Genomic DNA, 21056 nt, shown 5'->3' with positions numbered 1-21056 from the left:
AAAGAGGGGAAACCAATGGATGATAAAGACTTGCAGCAGCAAAAAGAACGGTTTCAGATTTTGCTGAAACAGCTTGAAATGACGGATGATCAAATCTACCCTTATTTCCAAAACGGAGCGATCTTAAAATTAACAGTTCATAAAAAATCTAAATTATGGGATTTCTCTTTTCGGCTTGAAAACATTCTTCCATTTCGTATCCTGCAATTGTTTGATAGAAGATTGAACAAAACATTTTCTCATTTAGCCAATGTTACGTTTCACATTACAACTGTGAAACAAGAATATGATGAACAGCTCGTTCAAGACTACTGGGAGTTTTGCCTCCAAGAAATGGAGGGGGTTTCTCCGCCGATATTATCACTGTTAAAAGAACAAATGCCGAAGCTGGAAAAGCAAAAATTAATGATTCGCACGAGAAATGAGACGGAAAATGAAACGATCAAGAAAAAATACGGCCCCATCATCCAGCAGGCGTACGAGAAGTACGGCTTTCCAAAGCTGACTATCGACACGGTGATCGATGCATCTAACGAAGAATGGGAAAAATTTTTGGAGCAGAAGCAAAAAGAAGACGAAGAGCGGATTTTACAAGCAATGATGGAAATGAAGCAAAATGGAAAGGAAAATCAAACTCAGGAGTCTAAAAAGCAGGAAGGTCCTCTTATTATCGGATACAAAATAAAAGATGACGAAGAAATTCGCACTCTTGATAACATTTTTGATGAAGAGCGGAGAGTCGTCATTCAAGGATATGTTTTTGAGGCGGAAACAAAGGAATTAAAAAGCGGAAGAACGTTATGCACGTTTAAAATTACCGATTATACCAATTCCATTTTAGTCAAAATGTTCGGCCGCGATAAAGAAGATAATGCATTGCTTGCATCGATCAAAAAAGGAATGTGGCTGAAAGTTCGCGGAAGCATTCAAAACGATACATTTGTTCGTGATCTTGTCATGATTGCCAACGACATTAATGAAATCAACCCGAAAAAACGGTTCGATACCGCACCTGAAGGAGAGAAAAGGGTGGAATTGCACCTTCATTCGCAGATGAGCCAAATGGATGCTGTCACATCGATCACAGATCTTGTTGAACAAGCTAAAATGTGGGGCCATGAAGCGATTGCATTGACAGATCACGCAGTTGTCCAATCTTTTCCAGAGGCATATGCTGCAAGCAAAAAGTTTGGCGTTAAAATGATTTACGGTCTTGAAGCCAATATTGTTGATGACGGTGTACCGATTGCTTATAACGAATCGCACAGACTTTTAAGCGAAGATACCTTTGTTGTGTTTGACGTTGAAACAACAGGGCTTTCGGCTGTATACGACACGATCATTGAACTTGCAGCGGTGAAAATAAAAAACGGGGAAATTATCGACCGATTTGAATCGTTTGCCAACCCTCACCATCCGCTTTCAGCAACAACGATAGAACTGACGGGAATTACCGATGATATGGTTCAAAATGCTCCCGACGTCGATGAAGTATTGTACAAATTTAAAGAATGGGCTGCCGACAGCATTTTAGTTGCCCACAATGCAAGCTTTGACATGGGCTTTATTAATGCAGGCTACAAAAAATATTTGCAGGTTAAAAAGGCGGACAACCCTGTCATTGATACTCTTGAACTTGCAAGATATTTATATCCTAATTTAAAAAACCACCGCCTGAATACATTGTGCAAAAAGTTTGATATAGAGCTTGTACAGCATCATAGAGCCATTTATGATGCGGAAGCAACCGGCTATTTGCTTGTAAAATTGCTGCAAGAGGTAAATGAACGAGGAATTCTTTATCATGATGAGCTGAATGAGCGGACTGGGGATTCAAAAGCGTATGAGCGGGCAAGACCGTTTCACGCGACGCTTCTTGTGCAAAATGAAACAGGGCTGAAAAATTTATTTAAGCTTGTATCTCTTTCCCATGTTCAATATTTTTATCGCGTTCCGCGCATTCCCCGTTCTGTATTGTTAAAGCATAGGGAAGGCATTTTAATTGGTTCAGGCTGCGACAAGGGAGAAATTTTCGAAGCAATGATGCAAAAAGGTCCGGAAGAAGTTGAAGAGATGGCTTCATTTTATGATTTTCTCGAAGTGCATCCGCCGGAAGTATATTACCCTCTAATTGAGACGGAGCAGGTTCGACATGAACAAGCGATCAAAGAAATCATTGCAAACATAGTCAAACTAGGGGAAAAGCTGTCGATTCCGGTTGTGGCAACAGGCAATGTCCATTATTTAAACAAGGAAGATAAAATTTACCGGAAAATCTTAATTTCTTCGCAAGGGGGAGCGAATCCTTTAAACCGCCATACATTGCCTGATGTGCATTTCCGTACAACAAATGAAATGCTGGATGCTTTTCGTTTTTTAGGCGATGAAAAAGCGAAAGAAATTGTTGTGACAAACAGCCAGTACATCGCCTCTCTCATAGGTGATGTAAAACCGATTAAAGATGATCTGTATACACCGAAAATAGACGGTGCCGAAGAAGAAATTCGGGAAATGAGCTACAATCGTGCCAAAGAAATATACGGAGACCCATTGCCGGAAATCGTTCAAGCAAGGCTTGAAAAAGAGTTGAAAAGCATTATCGGCCACGGATTTGCCGTCATTTATTTGATATCTCACAAACTAGTAAAAAAATCTTTGGATGACGGGTACTTGGTCGGTTCAAGGGGATCAGTCGGCTCATCCTTTGTTGCCACGATGACGGAAATTACTGAGGTGAACCCTCTTCCGCCTCATTACGTTTGTCCAAAATGCAAGCATTCCGAATTTTTCAATGACGGCTCTGTAGGATCCGGATACGATCTTCCTGATAAAAATTGTCCGCAATGCGGAGCGCCATATAAAAAGGACGGGCATGACATACCGTTTGAAACGTTTCTAGGATTTAAAGGAGACAAGGTGCCTGATATTGATTTGAATTTTTCAGGTGAATATCAGCCGAGAGCACACAATTATACGAAAGTGCTGTTTGGTGAAGATAAAGTGTACCGTGCAGGAACAATTGGCACCGTTGCCGAAAAGACAGCTTTCGGATTTGTCCGCGGCTACATGAACGATCATAATCTGCATTTCCGCAGTGCAGAAGTCGATCGGCTTGTGAAAGGATGTACGGGGGTCAAGCGGACGACAGGACAGCATCCCGGAGGAATCATCGTTGTTCCCGATTATATGGATATATATGATTTTACTCCAATTCAATATCCGGCAGATGATACAAGCGCTGATTGGAAAACGACACATTTTGATTTCCACTCCATTCACGATAACTTATTAAAGCTTGATATACTAGGGCACGATGATCCGACGGTCATCAGAATGCTTCAAGATTTAAGCGGAATCGATCCGAAGACCATTCCAACAGATGATCCGGAAGTAATGAAAATCTTTTCCTCAACCGAATCACTTGGCGTGACAGAGGAGCAGATTGGCTGTAAAACGGGCACTCTGGGGATTCCAGAGTTCGGCACGCGATTTGTCCGCCAAATGTTGGAGGAAACAAGACCGACGACATTTTCAGAGCTTGTCCAAATATCAGGATTGTCCCATGGGACAGATGTTTGGCTAGGAAACGCACAAGAGCTGATTCAAAGCGGCACATGTACATTAAGTGAGGTCATTGGCTGCCGCGACGATATTATGGTTTATTTAATTTATCAAGGATTGGAGCCGTCGTTAGCCTTTAAAATTATGGAGTCGGTTCGGAAAGGAAAAGGCTTGATTCCCGAATGGGAAGAAGAGATGAAAAAGAACGGCGTTCCAGACTGGTATATTGAATCTTGCAAAAAAATCAAATATATGTTTCCAAAAGCTCACGCGACAGCTTATGTATTAATGGCTGTGCGGATTGCATATTTTAAAGTGCATTTTCCTCTGCTATTCTATGCAACTTATTTTACAGTCAGAGCGGACGATTTTGACATCGAAACGATGATCAAAGGAAGCACCGCAATCAGAGCGAAAATTGAAGAGATCAGTGCAAAAGGGCTCGATGCTTCTCCAAAAGAGAAGAGCTTGCTGACCGTATTGGAGATGGCACTTGAAATGACGGAGCGTGGATTTTCATTCCAAAAAGTAGATTTATACCGCTCTCAAGCCAAAGAATTCATTATTGACGGCGACAGTCTCATACCGCCGTTTAATTCGATACCAGGGCTTGGTACGAACGCGGCCATCAATATTGTCAAAGCGAGAGAAGAAGGAGAATTTTTATCCAAAGAGGATCTGCAGGAGCGGACAAAAATTTCAAAAACGATTATGGAATATCTTGAAAATCATGGCTGTTTGGCATCGCTGCCTGAGCAAAATCAGCTCTCCCTTTTCTGATTTGCGATTCAATTTGCAAACCTGATTAGGTTATGTTATATTCATTTATGGAAATGCTAAAAAAAGCCTAACGAAAGAGTGGGGAAAAAACCCACTCTTTCCTATTGGAACTAGTTTTTTATGACGATTAAATAGATGTCCCTTTCTGAAACGCTGAAATTAAGGAGGAAAATATGAGCCAATCTATAACAAATCTCGTCAAAGAACTAGCATCGCCAATTCTTGAAAATTTGCAGCTGGAACTAGTAGATATTGAATATGTAAAAGAGGGGAAAAATTGGTATTTACGGCTTTTTATTGATTCTGAAGATGGTGTCGACATTGAAGAGTGTGGTATGGTAAGCGAACGTTTGAGCGAAAAGCTGGATGAAATCGATCCGATTCCTCACAACTATTTCTTGGAGGTATCTTCTCCAGGCGCTGAACGCCCTTTAAAAACAAAGGCCGATTTTGAAAAGGCTGTCGGGAAAAATGTCGCACTCAAAACTTACGAGCCGATCAACGGGGAAAAACATTTTGAAGGGGTTTTAACGGATTTTGACGGCGAGATTGCCACACTCGAAATAAGAGTGAAAACAAAAACTAAACAAGTGGAAATTCCTTGGGGAAAAATTGCAAAAGCTAGACTTGCCGTTTCATTTAATATTTAAGTGATGAGGAGGAACATCATTTTATGAACAGCCAACTTTTAGATGCCTTGACAGTATTAGAAAAAGAAAAAGGCATTAGTAAAGATGTCATTATAGATGCGATTGAAGCTGCCCTCATTTCTGCATACAAACGCAACTTTAACCAAGCGCAAAACGTGCGTGTCGATATTAATCGCGAAACAGGTACGATGCAGGTGTTTGCGAGAAAAGAAGTGGTGGAAGAAGTAACGGATCCCCGTTTGGAAATTTCCATCCATGATGCGATGAACATCAATCCCCAATATGAAATCGGCGATGTCGTTGAAATTGAAGTGACACCGAAAGAATTTGGACGAATAGCTGCACAAACTGCGAAACAAGTCGTTACGCAGCGAGTTCGTGAAGCCGAAAGAGGAGTCATTTATTCGGAATTTATTGATCGTGAAGAAGATATCATGACCGGAATCGTCCAAAGAACTGATCCCAAATATATATACGTAAGTCTAGGGAAAATAGAGGCTCTCCTCCCACAATCGGAACAGATGCCGAATGAAAAATACGAACCTCATGACCGAATTAAAGTATTCATTACAAAAGTAGAAAAAACAACAAAAGGACCACAAATTTTTGTTTCCAGAACACACCCGGGGCTGTTGAAGCGTTTATTCGAATTGGAGGTTCCGGAAATATATGACGGGATAGTGGAAATTAAATCAGTCGCCCGGGAGGCAGGTGACAGATCAAAGATTTCGGTTCATTCCGACAATCCGGAAGTTGACCCGGTCGGATCATGCGTTGGACCAAAAGGCCAGCGTGTTCAAGCAATTGTAAACGAGTTGAATGGCGAAAAAATTGATATCGTTCGCTGGTCTAAAAATCCTGTTGAATTTGTTGCAAATGCTTTAAGTCCTTCAAAAGTTTTGGACGTTATTGTCGATGAAGAGGAAAAAGCTACAACCGTCATCGTTCCTGATTATCAATTATCCCTTGCGATTGGCAAAAGAGGGCAAAACGCTCGCCTCGCTGCCAAATTAACCGGATGGAAAATTGATATTAAAAGCGAATCGGAAGCGAGAGAGCTGAACATCTATCCTCGCGAAGAGCATGATAGTTTATTCCAATTGGACAATACGGATGATGAACACGGAGAAGAACAAGACGAATAGAGGTGGTTACCAGTGGCAAAGCAAAAGAAAATTCCGATGAGAAAATGTGTGGCGACTGGCGAAATGAGACCCAAAAAGGAGCTTGTTCGAATCGTTCGTTCGAAAGAAGGAGAAGTTTCGGTTGATTTAACAGGAAAGAAAAATGGACGCGGTGCTTATATCACTCTTGATAAAGACTGCATTTTAAAGGCGAAAAAGAAAAATGTGCTATCCGTCCATTTAGATGCGCCTGTTCCGGAATCTATATATGATGAATTAATTCAGCTAGCTGAGAAGGAGAAACCTTCATTGCCATGAATGGACAATGGAAATCTTTATTAGGCCTTGCCTATCGGGCAAGAAAAGTGATTTCAGGAGAAGAACTTGTTTTGAAAGAGGTTCGAAATAAGCGTGCAAAACTCGTTTTATTGGCAGACGATGCTTCTTCTAACACGAAGAAAAAAATTACGGATAAATGTTCGTTTTATAAAGTTCCGCTCGTGATTGCCCCAAACCGATACGAACTTGGGCAATCGATCGGTAAGGAAGAAAGAGTAGTTGTTGCCGTGACGGAAGAAGGTTTTGCCAAGAAGTTGAAGCTTCTACTTGAATAACTACTTTGGGGGTGAACGTATGGGTAAAATGCGAGTATATGAATATGCAAAACAACAAAATATAACGAGCAAAGAAGTAATCCATACATTAAAAGAAATGAATATAAATGTTGCAAACCACATGTCAATGATCGACAGCAATACAATTGAAAAACTCAATGGACGATATCAAAAGGAACAACCTAAGAAAAACGTTCAAAAAGATCATCAACCAAAACAAAAGGAAGAAAAGCATGCAGCATATGATGACATTCCATTTGATGACGATGAGGATATCGTATTGAACAAGAAAAAATCAGGCAAAAAACCTTCTCCAAAACGCGAGGAACGCAAACAAAACGTTCCGATTCAACAAACGAAACATAAAAACAAAAAAAATGGAAAGAAAAACAAAAAAGCGGTTCAAAATGAAGCTCCAAGCAAAAAAGAATTGCCGTCCAAAATTACGTATCAAGGCTCTTTAACAGTCGCTGAGCTTGCCAACAAACTCCATAAAGAACCGTCAGAGATCATTAAGAAGCTCATGATGCTCGGCGTCATGGCAACAATCAACCAAGAGCTGGAGAAGGACATTATCGAACTGATCGCTTCTGAATACGGCGTTGAAGTGGAAGAAGAAATTGTTTTCGATGAAACGGAATTTGAAAAGTATGAAATCGAAGACAAGGAAGAAGATCTTGTCAGCCGTCCTCCTGTTGTGACAATTATGGGGCATGTTGACCATGGGAAAACGACTCTTTTAGATTCCATTCGAAAAACAAAAGTGGCTGAAGGCGAAGCTGGAGGCATTACGCAGCATATCGGCGCTTACCAGGTTGAAGTGGAAGGGAAAAAGATCACATTTTTAGATACACCTGGCCATGCAGCGTTTACAACAATGAGAGCCCGCGGTGCTCAATTAACAGATATTACTGTTTTAGTCGTTGCTGCAGATGATGGTGTTATGCCGCAGACAGTTGAGGCAATTAACCATGCAAAAGCTGCGAATGTGCCGATTATTGTAGCGGTCAACAAAATGGATAAGCCGACGGCAAATCCTGACCGTGTGATGCAGGAATTAACGGAACATGGCCTTGTACCGGAAGATTGGGGCGGCGACACGATATTTGTGCCAATTTCGGCATTAAAAGGTGACGGAATTCCTGAACTATTGGAAATGATCTTGCTCGTTGCGGAAATGGAAGAGTTAAAAGCGAATCCGAATCGTCTTGCAACCGGTACGGTTGTTGAAGCAAAGCTTGATAAAGGCAGAGGTTCAGTTGCAACATTGCTTGTTCAAAACGGAACGCTTCGTGTCGGTGATCCAATTGTTGTCGGAAACACATATGGACGGGTGCGTGCGATGGTGAATGATGTCGGAAAACGTGTAAAAGAAGCTTTACCGTCCACTCCGGTTGAAATCACCGGTCTTCATGAAGTTCCATTAGCCGGCGACAGATTTATGGTATTTGAAGATGAGAAAAAAGCGCGTCAAATCGGTGAAGCCCGTGCGAAAAAACAGCTGGAAGAGCAGCGCAGCGAAAAGACAAAGCTAAGCCTTGATGATTTATTTGAACAAATTAAGCAAAATGACATGAAAGAAATTAATTTAATCGTCAAAGCAGATGTGCAAGGTTCCGTTGAAGCTCTTTCATCAGCTCTTCAAAAAATCGATGTTGAAGGAGTAAAAGTAAAAATTATTCACACCGGTGTCGGTGCCATTACGGAATATGACATCATGCTTGCCTCTGCTTCCAACGCTATTGTGATCGGCTTTAATGTTCGCCCGGATGTGAATGCGAAGAGAACAGCGGAAGCGGAAAACGTCGACATTCGCCTTCACCGCATCATTTATAAAGTGATCGAAGAAATCGAAGCGGCTATGAAAGGTATGCTTGATCCTGAATACGAAGAAAAAGTGATCGGTACCCTTGAAGTGCGGCAAACATTCAAAGTTTCTAAAATCGGTACAATTGCCGGCTGCTACGTCACAGATGGTTCTGTTACACGCGACAGCGGCGTTCGCTTAATTCGGGACGGAGTCGTGATTTTTGAAGGAGAAATTGACACTTTAAAACGTTTTAAAGATGATGTAAAAGAAGTTGCTCAAGGATATGAGTGCGGACTTACGATTAAAAACTTTAACGATATTAAAGAAGGCGACACGATTGAAGCGTTCATCATGGAGGAAGTTAAAAAATAATGCTCGGGATGGTATCATGTGAATGCATGATTTTTGAAGCTTCTTCTTTAAAAGAAAAACGTGCAGTAGTGCAGCGAATTATAAAAAGACTGCAAAATAAATTTAATGTCAGTGTTGCAGAAATCGGCTTTCAGGATGCATGGCAGCGGACCGAAATCGGCATTGCCTGCCTTGCATCGAGCCGCGCCATCGCGGAAAAAGAACTGAACCAGGCATTGAAGTTGATCGATTCTTTTCCTGAAATTGAACGAACCATTACAACATTTGACTGGTTTTAGCAAATGAGGTGATGAAATGAGCCTAAGAGCAAACAGAGTAGCTGAACAGATGAAAAAAGAGCTAAGCGATATTATTGGCAGAAAAATTAAAGACCCGAGAATTGGATTTGTAACTGTAACGGACGTTCGCTTAACAGGGGATTTGCAAATCGCTAAAGTATATATTTCTGTATTGGGAAATGAGGAACAGAAGGAAAACACGATGAAGGCGCTGGCGAAAGCCAAAGGATTTATCCGCTCTGAAATCGGGTCGCGGATTCGGCTGCGGAAAACTCCGGAAATTCATTTTGAATTTGACGAGACAATTGATTATGGCAATCGAATCGAATCATTAATCCATGAATTGAAAAAAGAAGAAAGAGATCATGAAAGCTGAGGCATCCCGTTTCACAATTGTGTAACGGGTTCTTTTTTCATGATTGCAGCTGGCAAAAGGAAGGTGTGACTGTGGACGGCGTTCTTCTCTTACATAAACCTAGAGGAATGACTTCAAATGATTGTGTCCAAAAAGTGCGCAAATTGTTTCGAACGAAAAAAGCGGGGCATACTGGTACATTAGATCCGGATGTCTCAGGCGTGCTCCCTATTTGCATCGGCAAGGCAACAAAAATTTCGTCATATTTAATGGCTGAGAATAAGGAATACATTGCTGAAGTAACATTAGGAGCTGCCACTGAAACAGAGGATGCTTCTGGAAGCATTATTGCTGAAAAAGAAGTAAAGCTCCCGCCATCAAAAGAGGAAATTGAACGAGTGCTGGAAAGCTTTCGCGGAGAAATTGAACAAATTCCGCCAATGTATTCTGCTGTAAAAGTGAATGGAAAAAAATTATACGAATACGCGCGTGAAGGGAAAGTAGTCGAAAGGCCGAAAAGAAGGGTTGTCATTCATGCCATACACCTTTTAAGCGATATAAAACAACATGACAAAACGGCTTCCTTTTCCATTCAAGTCTCTTGCTCAAAAGGGACATATATTCGAACTCTCGCGGTCATGATCGGAGAAAAATTAGGGTATCCTGCTCACATGTCTGAATTGGTGCGAATAAGATCCGGCCGTTTTCATTTACATGACTGCGTCACGTTTTCAGCGGTCGAGCAATGTTTAAAAACGGGAGATTTGCCAAACGGTTTTCTTACCATAGAGGAAGCATTAAATCAATTGCCGAAAATTAAAATAAATGATACATTAGCAAAGAAAGTAAAAAACGGAGCGATGTTGGAAATGAACGAGGATTTCCAGCATATTGGACAAAATGATGTTGTAGCAATATGGAATAATCGAGAAATTATTGCCATATATAAAAAGCATTCAGAAAAAAACAATGTGCTTAAACCCGTCAAGGTGTTAAAAACGAATGAATAGGTAAGAAAAGGGGAACTTTCGGTGAAAATGTTAAAAATAACACATCCACACCATTTGGCAAAACAAAATGTGCCGAAATCGGTAATGGCGCTCGGATTTTTTGATGGAGTCCATAAAGGGCATCAAAAAGTCATTCAAACAGCTAAACAGAAGGCTGAAGAATTAAATGTTGAATGTGCGGTGATGACATTTGATCCGCACCCATCCATCGTCTTAAAAAAAAATATTCAACAAATAGAATATATTACTCCTTTACAAGAGAAACTGAAGTTTATTGAAGATCTTGGAATTGATCGATTGTATTTAGTCGAATTTACAGAAAGCTTTAGCTCGCTTCAGCCTCAACAATTTGTCGATCAATATATTATCGGATTAAATGCCATTCACGTTGTGGCCGGTTTTGATTTTACATTCGGCCGGTTTGGAAAAGGGACAATGGAAACTTTGCCTTTCTATTCAAGAGGAGCCTTTACGCATACGACGGTTGAAAAGCTGACAGACGGTGAAAGAAAAATCAGCTCTTCCCTCGTTCGAAACGCTATTAAAAATGGTGATGTTTCTTATGCATGCTCTCTTCTAGGGCGGCCTCATCAAGTATCCGGAAAGGTAATCCATGGAGAAAAGCGAGGGCGGACAATCGGCTTTCCAACCGCAAATATTGAACTAAGCGAATCCTACATTACTCCTCCGACAGGGGTATATGCGGTCAAAATCAGCATGAATGGGAAGGAATATGCGGGCATATGCAATATCGGTTATAAGCCGACATTTCATGAAAAAAGACCGGACAAGCCGAGCATAGAAGTTCATATTTTTGATTTTCATGAAGAAATTTATGATATAGATGTGACCGTAAAATGGTTCAAACGAATACGAAGTGAACAAAAGTTTTCTGGTGTGGAAGAATTAATTGCCCAAATCAAACGGGATATCAAGGAAGCTAAAGATTTTTTTCAGCGGCTGACAGAATCGGATAAAATCACGGCTGAAAAAAATTTTTAATGGAACCTCCTTGCTTTTTCTTGGGAAAAATAGTATTCTTATTCTTGTAACTTTTAACCGCTGCGTGGCAACGCGAGTCACCGACGCTTGCTAGGTAGCCGGGGATTATATTTAGGAGGTGGACAAGGATGGCTTTAACGCAAGAACGGAAAAATGAAGTGATTGAGCAATTTAAAACACATGAATCAGATACTGGTTCTCCTGAAGTGCAAATTGCTATCCTAACTGAAAAAATCAACATTTTAAATGAGCATTTGCGCGTTCACAAAAAAGACCACCATTCACGCAGAGGTCTTTTGAAAATGGTTGGGAAACGCCGTAATTTGTTGACGTATTTGCGCAATAAAGATGTTGCACGGTACCGTCAACTCATCAATAAACTCGGTTTGCGTCGTTAAGTTGTATGGAAGCGGGAGATTTCCCGCTTTTTTACTGTATTCAAAAAAGTTTATGACAGATTACATAAAAACGATATAGATTGAAAAGTTTAAAAATAACATTTTTGTACAATCTTATGTGCGAAGATAGACTTTGTCAATGAAAGAGGGGTTCAAAACAAGTATGGATCAAGAGAAACATGTTTTTTCCATAGATTGGTCCGGACGTAAGCTGACTGTTGAAATCGGCCAGCTGGCGAAGCAAGCGAACGGCGCCGTTTTAGTCCGCTATGGAGATACGGTCGTTTTATGTACGGCAACCGCTTCGAAGGAAGCAAAAGGAGTAGATTTCTTTCCCCTAACGGTCAATTATGAAGAAAGGCTTTATGCTGTCGGTAAAATCCCGGGAGGGTTTATTAAACGAGAGGGTAGACCGAGTGAAAAAGCTATTTTAGCGAGCCGTTTAATCGATAGACCGATTCGCCCGCTGTTTCCAGAAGGGTTTCGCAATGAGGTTCAAGTAGTCAGCATGGTGATGAGCGTCGACCAAGATTGTTCTTCCGAAATGGCGGCTATGTTTGGATCTTCGCTCGCGCTGTCAATATCGGACATTCCGTTTGAAGGTCCGATTGCCGGTGTCACGGTCGGCCGCCTTGATGACCAGTTTATCATTAATCCAACTGTCGAACAGCTTGAGAAAAGCGATATCCATTTAATCGTAGCCGGCACGAAAGATGCCATCAACATGGTGGAAGCAGGAGCCAATGAAGTGCCTGAAGAAACGATTTTAGAAGCAATCATGTTTGGCCATGAAGAAATCAAACGTTTGATTGCATTCCAAGAAGAGATTGTAGAAAAAATCGGAAAAGAAAAAATGGAAGTCGAATTATATAAAATCGATGAGGAGCTTGAAAAAAGAGTTCGTGAAATGGCTCTTGCCGACTTATTGCAAGCCATCCAAGTGCCTGAAAAACACGCCCGCGAAGATGCTATTAATGAAGTGAAAGAGAAGACTGTCGCAATATTTGAGGAAGAAGAAGCAGATGAAGAAACGATTAAGCAAGTAAAAGAAATTTTGCACAAGCTCGTGAAAGAGGAAGTGCGCCGTCTCATTACAGAAGAAAAAGTGAGACCTGACGGACGAAAAATTGACGAAATCCGTCCATTATCGTCTTCCGTCGGAATTTTGCCGCGCACGCACGGTTCAGGTCTTTTCACCCGCGGCCAAACACAAGCCCTGTCTATTTGTACGCTCGGAGCTTTAGGAGACGTACAAATACTTGACGGACTCGGCGTGGAAGAATCAAAGCGGTTCATGCATCACTACAACTTCCCGCCATTTAGTGTCGGGGAAACCGGTCCGATGAGGGGGCCTGGCAGACGGGAAATTGGTCATGGAGCGTTGGGAGAAAGAGCGCTTGAGCCAGTCATACCTTCCGAGCGCGATTTTCCGTACACAATTCGTCTCGTTTCAGAAGTGCTTGAATCAAATGGTTCAACTTCACAAGCGAGCATTTGTGCAAGCACCTTAGCGATGATGGATGCCGGCGTGCCGATTAAGTCGCCTGTTGCTGGAATTGCAATGGGACTTGTAAAATCTGGTGACAACTATACGGTTTTAACAGATATTCAAGGCATGGAAGATGCGCTTGGTGATATGGACTTTAAAGTCGCTGGTACAGAAAAAGGCGTCACCGCGCTGCAAATGGACATTAAAATTAAAGGCTTGTCCCGTGAAATTTTAGAAGAAGCGTTAAAACAAGCTCGCAAAGGCCGCCTTGAAATTTTGAAATCGATGCTGGCGACAATCTCTGAACCGAGAAAACAATTATCGCCATATGCTCCAAAAATTTTAACCATGGTCATCAATCCGGATAAAATTCGTGACGTGATTGGACCTAGCGGAAAACAAATTAACAAAATCATTGAAGAAACAGGAGTAAAAATCGATATTGAACAAGATGGCACAATCTACATTTCTTCCGTAGACGAAGGAATGAATAAAAAAGCGAAGAAAATTATTGAAGATATTGTAAGAGAAATTGAAGTCGGACAAATGTATTTAGGAAAAGTTAAACGGATCGAGAAATTCGGCGCATTCGTGGAACTGTTTAACGGAAAAGATGGTCTTGTCCACATTTCTGAGCTTGCAGAAGAGCGGGTAGGAAAAGTGGAGGATGTTGTGTCAGTCGGTGATGAAATTTTAGTCAAAGTGATGGAAATCGATAAACAAGGTCGTGTCAATTTATCAAGAAAGGCCGTTTTAAGGGACCAAAAAGAGCAGCAAAAGTCTTGACCGGAGCCAGGGAAAACCCGGCTTCTTTTCCATTTTTGCGGTTGGCAGTTCTATCTTGTCCCCTTTTTTCATAGTTTTATAAGTGAAAAAGGGGATGTTGCGATGAAGCGAAAAAAAGGGAAAATAGCCATTTTTATATTGATCATACTTTTTTCTTATGTCATATTGGATAATCGTTATACATTGATCTTTCTTCAGCAATTAAAAGCAAAGCATGAATTGGCTGTATCTGGCGAAAATTCGTTGTATCAAGAAATCGTTGCCAAAGCAAAAGAGTATGAAATTCCTCCGGAAAATGCTGAAATACATAGAGTTTGGAAAAAAACGCCCGGTTATAATGGGCGATCAGTCGACATTGACGCATCGTATAAGAGAATGAAGAAAAAGGGTTCTTTTGATCCGAAGCTTCTTGTATTCAAGCAAATTCCACCTTCTGTTCATTTAAGCGATTTGCCGAACGAAGCGATCTACCGTGGACATCCGGATAAGCCAATGGTATCCTTTTTAATAAATGTTGCATGGGGAAATGAGTATCTTCCTAAAATGTTGGCCGTGCTAAAAAAGCACCATGTCAAAGCGACGTTTTTTTTAGAAGGAAGATGGGTAAAAGAAAATCCTGAACTGGCTAAAATGATTGTAGAAAGCGGCCATGAAATTGGAAATCATTCATACTCGCATCCAGATATGGCCCGCCTGCCGTCTGCAAGAATTAGACAAGAGATGGAAGAGACGAACAAAATCATCAAAGCGACGACAGGAAAAAACGTGAAATGGTTTGCGCCTCCAAGCGGCAGCTTTCGCAAGGAGGTTGTAGATATAGCGGCAGATATGAACATGGAAACAATCATGTGGTCTGTTGACACGATTGATTGGCAAAAGCCGCGGCCTGAAACGTTAATCAATCGAGTGATGTCAAAAATTCATAACGGCGCCATGATCTTAATGCATCCGACGTCATCGACCGCAGAGAGTCTAGATTCATTAATTAAAAAGATTAAAGAAAAAAATCTTTCCATCGGTTCACTTTCTAGTCTGCTGGATGAAAAACGTCTTGACTGATTGGAAGAACAGGGGGTTACAATTTGATCAAGAAATATACATGCCAAAATGGTGTTAGAATCATTTTAGAATCCATTCCGACTGTTCGCTCCGTTGCTATCGGAGTTTGGATTGGCACAGGTTCTAGAAACGAGACGAAAGAAACAAACGGCATTTCTCATTTTTTAGAGCATATGTTTTTTAAAGGAACAGAAAAAAGAACAGCTAGAGAAATTGCAGAAGCTTTTGACAAAATTGGCGGTCAGGTGAATGCCTTCACCTCAAAAGAATACACCTGCTATTATGCAAAAGTGCTCGATGAGCATGCAAATTATGCACTTGAAGTGCTGGCTGATATGTTTTTCAACTCAGTATTTGAAGAAGAAGAATTAAACAAAGAACGAAATGTTGTTCTAGAAGAAATCAAAATGTATGAAGATACTCCAGACGATATTGTGCACGATTTGTTAAGCCAGGCTGCATTTGGCGATCATCCGCTTGGCTATCCGATTTTAGGCACAGAAAAAACTTTATCTAGTTTTACCGGCGATGCGTTGAAAAGCTATATGGAAAAATACTATACTCCTGACAATATCGTCATTTCAGTAGCTGGAAACGTTCAAGAAAGCTTTATTCAAGAGGTTGAGAAATGGTTCGGCAATTTTAAGTCGTCTCATAAAAAAGAAAAATATAAGGAACCGGTTTTTTTGGACCAAAAAATCGCCAAGAAAAAAGAGACGGAGCAAGCGCATCTCTGCATTGGGTTTAAAGGGTTGAGAGTCGGTCATGACGACATTTACAGCTTAATTGTGTTAAACAATATTTTGGGCGGGAGCATGTCAAGCCGCTTATTCCAAGAGGTGAGGGAAGAAAAAGGGCTTGCTTATTCTATTTTCTCTTACCACACTTCATATGAAGACAGCGGAGTGCTCACAATTTACGGTGGGACTGGAAGAAACCAGCTGAATATTTTATTTGAAACGATTTTTCAAACAATTGAAAAATTGAAAAAAAGCGGTATTACTGAAAAAGAATTAATGCATTCAAAAGAACAAATTAAAGGGAATTTAATGCTTAGTCTTGAAAGTACAAATGCAAGAATGAGCAGAAACGGCAAAAATGAGCTGCTCTTAGGCAAACATCGATCTTTGGATGAAATTATCGAAACGGTTAACCGTGTTGATATCATGAGCGTCAATGAACTTATTCAACATATTTTTACAGATGAATATGCTGTATCTTTAATTAGTCCGGAAGAGAATCTTTCTTCTGCAATTCCAGAATTAAAATGCCTGCTATGATGGATTGGCGGGCATTTTTTATTTGCCAAAAACGTATACATGTATGGAAAGCTATGTTCATCAGTTTCGAATCAATCTCTGCCTGTGAATATGTTCGTATATTTATAATGAAAGAGGGGAGCCAATACTATGCGTTTATCCGAGTTAAGCGGAAAAGAAATCGTCGATGTAAAACGAGCGGAACGTCTAGGCGTGCTCGGTCAAACAGACTTTGAAATCAATGCGGAAACTGGACAAATTACGGCGCTTATTATTCCTTCTTTAAAGTGGTTCGGTTTAAGGAAACAAGGACATGATATTCGAGTACCGTGGGAGCATATCAAAAAAATTGGTCAAGATATGATCATTATTGACGTACCGGAAAATTCCTTAAATAAAATTGATGACTAATGAAGATCCGCCGGCTAAAGAAGCCGGCTTTATTTTTTTGGCAATTTTTCGATGCGATTCACCTATCGGCTGCCGCCTACATAATATGCTTAAAACAGGGAGCTAATTATGGTTTTCGAAACTGAACTGAATTGCCATAAAGAAGGTGAAAAAAAGGATGTTAACTGGCTTAAACGTTGCTGTAATTGGCGGTGACTCCCGGCAGCTAGAGGTGATCCGAAGGCTATCAGAGCACGATGCCAATCTATTTTTAATCGGATTTGATCAGCTTGAACATGGGTATACAGGATCAGTAAAAATAAACAGCCATAATATTAGTCTGGAAGGAATGGATGCAGTAATATTGCCTGTTTCAGGAACCGGAAGCGAAGGACAGGTCGAAGCAGTTTTTTCCGCTGAAGAAATCGTACTGACAAGAGAAATGGTGGCCTCCACTCCTAAGCATTGCATCTTTTATTCTGGGATACGCACAAAATATTTAGAAGAGTTAATGGAAAAAGAAAAACGAAAGCTTGTACCGATACTGGACCGTGATGATGTAGCGATATATAATTCCATTCCGACAGTAGAAGGGACCATAATGCTCGTTATTCAACATACTGATTTTACCATTCATGGTTCCAACATTGCCGTTATCGGATTTGGACGGACAGGAATGAGTGTTGCCCGCACTTTTGCAGCATTAGGAGCTAATGTGAAGGTAGGCGCTCGCAAACAGAAAGATTTGGCCAGGATCACGGAAATGGGAATGAAGCCGTTTCATTTGAGTGAACTGAAGGACGAATTGTCGTCGATCGATATTTGCATTAATACAGTTCCAGCGTTGGTGTTGTCTTCTGATGTTTTGGCAGCTATGCCTGTCCACGCTCTTATTATCGATTTAGCATCAAAGCCGGGGGGAACCGATTTCCACTATGCTGAAAAAAGAGGTATGAAAGCCATTTTAGCACCTGGTCTTCCAGGAATTGTCGCACCGAAGACAGCGGGCCAGATTTTGGCGAATGCGTTGACAATCCTTTTAACTGAACAGCATCAGCTTGAAAGGAGTATGGATAATGGAAGTGAAAGGTAAACGGATCGGATTTGGTTTAACAGGCTCTCATTGTACTTATGATGCGGTATTTCCGCAAATTCAAAAGCTCGTTGAAAAAGGAGCAAACGTTTTGCCAATTGTCACCTCGACCGTAAAGACGACAACAACTAGATTCGGGGAAGGAGAAGAATGGGTCAAAAGAATTGAAGAAGCGACTGGAAATCAAGTAATTGATTCGATCGTGGATGCCGAGCCTTTAGGTCCGAAAATTCCTCTTGATTGCATGGTCATTGCGCCGATGACCGGCAATTCGATGAGCAAACTGGCGAATGCCTTGACGGACTCTCCTGTATTGATGGCTGCAAAAGCGACTATGAGAAACCATCGCCCCGTTGTACTAGCCATTTCTACAAACGATGCTCTCGGGTTAAATGGCGTAAATTTAATGAAGCTAATGGCGGCAAAAAATATTTTCTTTGTTCCGTTCGGCCAAGATGCACCCCACCAAAAACCGAATTCAATGGTGGCGAATATGGATCGGTTAGTGGAAACAGTTGAACATGCGCTTGAACATAGACAGCTTCAGCCGGTTATTATTGAACATAAAAAATAATCAAACAAATAAAACGCTTTCATAAAAAATCGCTCATCACTTTTTTTGGCTACTGTGATACAATTAAACGTAATACGAATACATGATTATTCGACTCTGATGCATTTTGGAAGGAGATAGATAGAAAATGGCTCAAAAAGGTTTTCATGTAGCAGTTGTCGGAGCAACTGGAGCAGTAGGAACACGAATGATCGAAACATTGGAAAAAAGAAACTTTCCTGTGGAAACTTTAACGCTGTTATCATCCGAACGATCTGCAGGAAAGACAGCTACATTTAAAGGAAAACCAATCACAGTACAAAAAGCGGAACCGGAAAGCTTTGAAGGGGTTGATATCGCTCTTTTCAGCGCTGGAGGAAGCGTGTCGAAGCAGCTTGCACCGGAAGCAGCTAAAAGAGGCGCGGTCGTGATCGACAATACGAGCGCATTTAGAATGGATGAAAACGTTCCTCTCGTAGTACCGGAAGTGAACGAAGAGGATATAAAATGGCATAACGGTATTATTGCCAACCCGAATTGTTCGACGATCCAAATGGTTGTTGCATTGCAGCCGATCCGTAAAGCGTTCGGGCTGAAAAAAGTCATTGTTTCCACTTATCAAGCAGTATCAGGTGCGGGGGCACAAGCGATCCAGGAATTGAAAGAACAGTCTAAAGCGATTTTAGAAGGAAAGCCGTTTGTACCTGAAATTTTACCTGTTAAAAGTGACGAAAAACATTATCAAATTGCGTTTAATGCAATTCCGCAAATTGATAAGTTCCAGGAAAATGGATTTACATTTGAAGAAATGAAAATGATCAATGAAACAAAAAAAATTATGCATATGAAGGATCTGGAAGTTGCAGCGACCTGCGTCCGCTTGCCGGTCGTCATCGGGCATTCAGAATCAGTCTACATTGAAATCGACAGGGACGATGTTACTGTAAATGATATTCGCAATGTATTAAGAGATGCGCCTGGCGTTACGCTTGAAGATGATCCGGCAAATCAAATTTATCCAATGCCTGCTTTTGCAGAAGGCAAATACGATACATTTGTAGGCCGAATTCGCAAAGATTTAGATCGGCCAAACGGCTTCCACCTTTGGGTTGTATCCGACAATTTATTAAAAGGGGCAGCGTTAAACTCTGTACAAATTGCCGAAAGTTTAATTAAACTGAAATTAGTATAAGGTGAAAAGAAGAGAGTTGAAGCCATCAGCTCTCTTCTGTTTAGTTATTTTATAGAGGTGAACATCATGAGCATTGTTGTTCAAAAGTTTGGAGGAACGTCTGTCCGTGATGAACAAGGCAGAAGACATGCGTACGAACATATAAAGGAAGCCTTGTCTGAGAAAAAAAAAGTGGTCGTCGTCGTATCAGCGATGGGGAGAAAAGGAGATCCGTACGCAACAGATACGCTGATTAGCCTGGTGGAAGGCGGGATAGACACCATTTCCAAACGTGAACAGGATATGTTGCTGTCCTGCGGAGAAATCATCTCTTCCGTCGTATTTACTAGCATGCTAAAAGGAAAAGGAATAAAAGCGGCAGCTTTAAGCGGAGCGCAGGCAGGTTTTTTGACGACAAATGAACATACAAATGCTAAAATATTAGAATTGAAATGTGATCGCCTGCTCGGGCTTCTAGAAACAAATGATGTCGTTGTTGTCGCAGGCTTTCAAGGAGCACAAGCAAATGGAGATGTGACGACAATTGGGCGCGGCGGCAGTGACACTTCAGCAACAGCACTTGGAGCAGCTTTAAAAGCAGAATATGTAGACATTTTTACAGATGTGGAAGGAGTTATGACAGCGGATCCTCGTATTGTTAAGGATGCAAAGCCCCTTTCATTTGTGACGTATACGGAAATTTGCAATTTGGCCTATCAAGGAGCAAAGGTGATTCATCCGCGTGCGGTTGAAATCGCTATGCAAGCCAAAATCCCGATTCGCATTCGTTCCACTTATTCTAAATCGAAAGGAACGATCATCACTTCTCACCATCAGGATAAACTAGGTGCGGACATAAAAGAACGTTTAATTACTGGAATTGCTCATGTTTCCGATGTCACGCAAATTAAAGTAGATGCAAAAGAAGGGAATTTCCGTTTTCATCAAGAAATTTTTAAAGCGATGGCTACAAGCGGAATTAGCGTCGATTTCTTTAATATTACCCCTAAGAGTGTCATATATACTGTTCATGGGGATGTAACGGATCTTGCTGTTGGAATTTTGAAAGAGATCGGATATGATCCGATGATCACGCGGCATTGTGCAAAAGTCTCAATTGTAGGAGCAGGCATTCAAGGAGTCCCTGGAATCGCTTCCAAAATCGTAGCTGCTTTATCGGAGGAAGGGATACAAATTTTGCAATCGGCAGACAGCCATACAACAATTTGGGTGCTTGTGAAGGAAAGTGAAATGATTCAAGCAGTTAATGCACTTCATAAAGCGTTTGATCTTGGAAAATAA

General features: G+C 41.1%; 19 protein-coding genes. All 19 read left to right on the top strand.

Annotation, left to right across the window (positions count from 1 at the left end):
- Positions 1-15: 15 nt before the first annotated feature.
- The 19 genes from NST97_RS04765 (at position 16) to dapG (ending at position 21056) form a co-directional block, all read left to right on the top strand.
- The gene (locus NST97_RS04765; RefSeq protein WP_341342991.1) at positions 16-4341 is read left to right on the top strand and encodes a PolC-type DNA polymerase III; all 4326 of its coding nucleotides are present in this window, start codon (positions 16-18) and stop codon (positions 4339-4341) included.
- 173 nt (positions 4342-4514) lie between these two features.
- Positions 4515-4991 carry a ribosome maturation factor RimP gene (gene rimP / locus NST97_RS04760; RefSeq protein WP_327856304.1) on the top strand — a complete coding sequence of 159 codons (477 nt, stop codon included), beginning with the start codon at positions 4515-4517 and terminating at the stop codon, positions 4989-4991.
- Between the two features lie 23 nt (positions 4992-5014).
- A complete protein-coding gene (gene nusA / locus NST97_RS04755; RefSeq protein WP_340806147.1) occupies positions 5015-6136 on the top strand; it encodes a transcription termination factor NusA in 1122 nt (373 codons plus the stop codon).
- 12 nt (positions 6137-6148) lie between these two features.
- Positions 6149-6433 (top strand): RNase P modulator RnpM, encoded by a 285-nt coding sequence (rnpM, locus tag NST97_RS04750; protein ID WP_063386702.1) that lies wholly within the window; start codon positions 6149-6151, stop codon positions 6431-6433.
- Positions 6430-6729 (top strand): YlxQ family RNA-binding protein, encoded by a 300-nt coding sequence (locus NST97_RS04745; protein ID WP_063386703.1) that lies wholly within the window; start codon positions 6430-6432, stop codon positions 6727-6729. Before rnpM ends, NST97_RS04745 begins: the two co-directional genes overlap by 4 nt.
- A 19-nt stretch (positions 6730-6748) precedes the next feature.
- Positions 6749-8911: a translation initiation factor IF-2 gene (infB, locus tag NST97_RS04740; RefSeq protein WP_340806149.1), complete on the top strand. Its 2163-nt coding sequence runs from the start codon at positions 6749-6751 to the stop codon at positions 8909-8911.
- On the top strand, positions 8911-9189 hold the full coding sequence (locus NST97_RS04735) for a DUF503 domain-containing protein (protein ID WP_063386705.1): 279 nt from the start codon (positions 8911-8913) through the stop codon (positions 9187-9189). The genes infB and NST97_RS04735 overlap by 1 nt, the downstream gene beginning before the upstream one ends.
- A 16-nt stretch (positions 9190-9205) precedes the next feature.
- Entirely contained in the window at positions 9206-9565 is a 360-nt protein-coding gene (gene rbfA, locus NST97_RS04730) for a 30S ribosome-binding factor RbfA (RefSeq protein ID WP_063386706.1), read from the top strand.
- A 71-nt stretch (positions 9566-9636) separates the two neighbouring features.
- A complete protein-coding gene (gene truB / locus NST97_RS04725; protein ID WP_327847715.1) occupies positions 9637-10554 on the top strand; it encodes a tRNA pseudouridine(55) synthase TruB in 918 nt (305 codons plus the stop codon).
- Positions 10555-10575: 21 nt separating this feature from the next.
- Positions 10576-11556 (top strand): bifunctional riboflavin kinase/FAD synthetase, encoded by a 981-nt coding sequence (gene ribF / locus NST97_RS04720; RefSeq protein ID WP_341342990.1) that lies wholly within the window; start codon positions 10576-10578, stop codon positions 11554-11556.
- A 128-nt stretch (positions 11557-11684) separates the two neighbouring features.
- Positions 11685-11954 carry a 30S ribosomal protein S15 gene (rpsO, locus tag NST97_RS04715; RefSeq protein ID WP_063386709.1) on the top strand — a complete coding sequence of 90 codons (270 nt, stop codon included), beginning with the start codon at positions 11685-11687 and terminating at the stop codon, positions 11952-11954.
- Between the two features lie 163 nt (positions 11955-12117).
- On the top strand, positions 12118-14229 hold the full coding sequence (gene pnp / locus NST97_RS04710) for a polyribonucleotide nucleotidyltransferase (protein ID WP_063386710.1): 2112 nt from the start codon (positions 12118-12120) through the stop codon (positions 14227-14229).
- Between the two features lie 102 nt (positions 14230-14331).
- A complete protein-coding gene (locus tag NST97_RS04705; RefSeq protein ID WP_144597755.1) occupies positions 14332-15288 on the top strand; it encodes a polysaccharide deacetylase family protein in 957 nt (318 codons plus the stop codon).
- Between the two features lie 23 nt (positions 15289-15311).
- Positions 15312-16568, top strand: coding sequence for a M16 family metallopeptidase (locus NST97_RS04700; protein WP_066246458.1), 1257 nt, complete (start codon positions 15312-15314; stop codon positions 16566-16568).
- A 129-nt stretch (positions 16569-16697) separates the two neighbouring features.
- On the top strand, positions 16698-16958 hold the full coding sequence (locus NST97_RS04695; protein ID WP_063386713.1) for a YlmC/YmxH family sporulation protein: 261 nt from the start codon (positions 16698-16700) through the stop codon (positions 16956-16958).
- Between the two features lie 157 nt (positions 16959-17115).
- On the top strand, positions 17116-18030 hold the full coding sequence (gene dpaA / locus NST97_RS04690; protein ID WP_341342989.1) for a dipicolinic acid synthetase subunit A: 915 nt from the start codon (positions 17116-17118) through the stop codon (positions 18028-18030).
- Positions 18014-18604, top strand: coding sequence for a dipicolinate synthase subunit B (locus NST97_RS04685; RefSeq protein WP_063386715.1), 591 nt, complete (start codon positions 18014-18016; stop codon positions 18602-18604). The genes dpaA and NST97_RS04685 overlap by 17 nt, the downstream gene beginning before the upstream one ends.
- Before the next feature lie 127 nt (positions 18605-18731).
- Positions 18732-19775 carry an aspartate-semialdehyde dehydrogenase gene (gene asd, locus NST97_RS04680; protein ID WP_063386716.1) on the top strand — a complete coding sequence of 348 codons (1044 nt, stop codon included), beginning with the start codon at positions 18732-18734 and terminating at the stop codon, positions 19773-19775.
- 66 nt (positions 19776-19841) lie between these two features.
- Positions 19842-21056 carry an aspartate kinase gene (gene dapG / locus NST97_RS04675; protein ID WP_341342988.1) on the top strand — a complete coding sequence of 405 codons (1215 nt, stop codon included), beginning with the start codon at positions 19842-19844 and terminating at the stop codon, positions 21054-21056.

It is taken from the genome of Aeribacillus sp. FSL K6-1305, from assembly GCF_038050115.1.
GTDB classification, from domain to species: Bacteria; Bacillota; Bacilli; order Bacillales; family Aeribacillaceae; genus Aeribacillus; species Aeribacillus composti.
The sequence above is the reverse complement of the archived record's forward strand: the minus strand, read 5'-3'. Positions and strand labels throughout refer to the sequence as shown.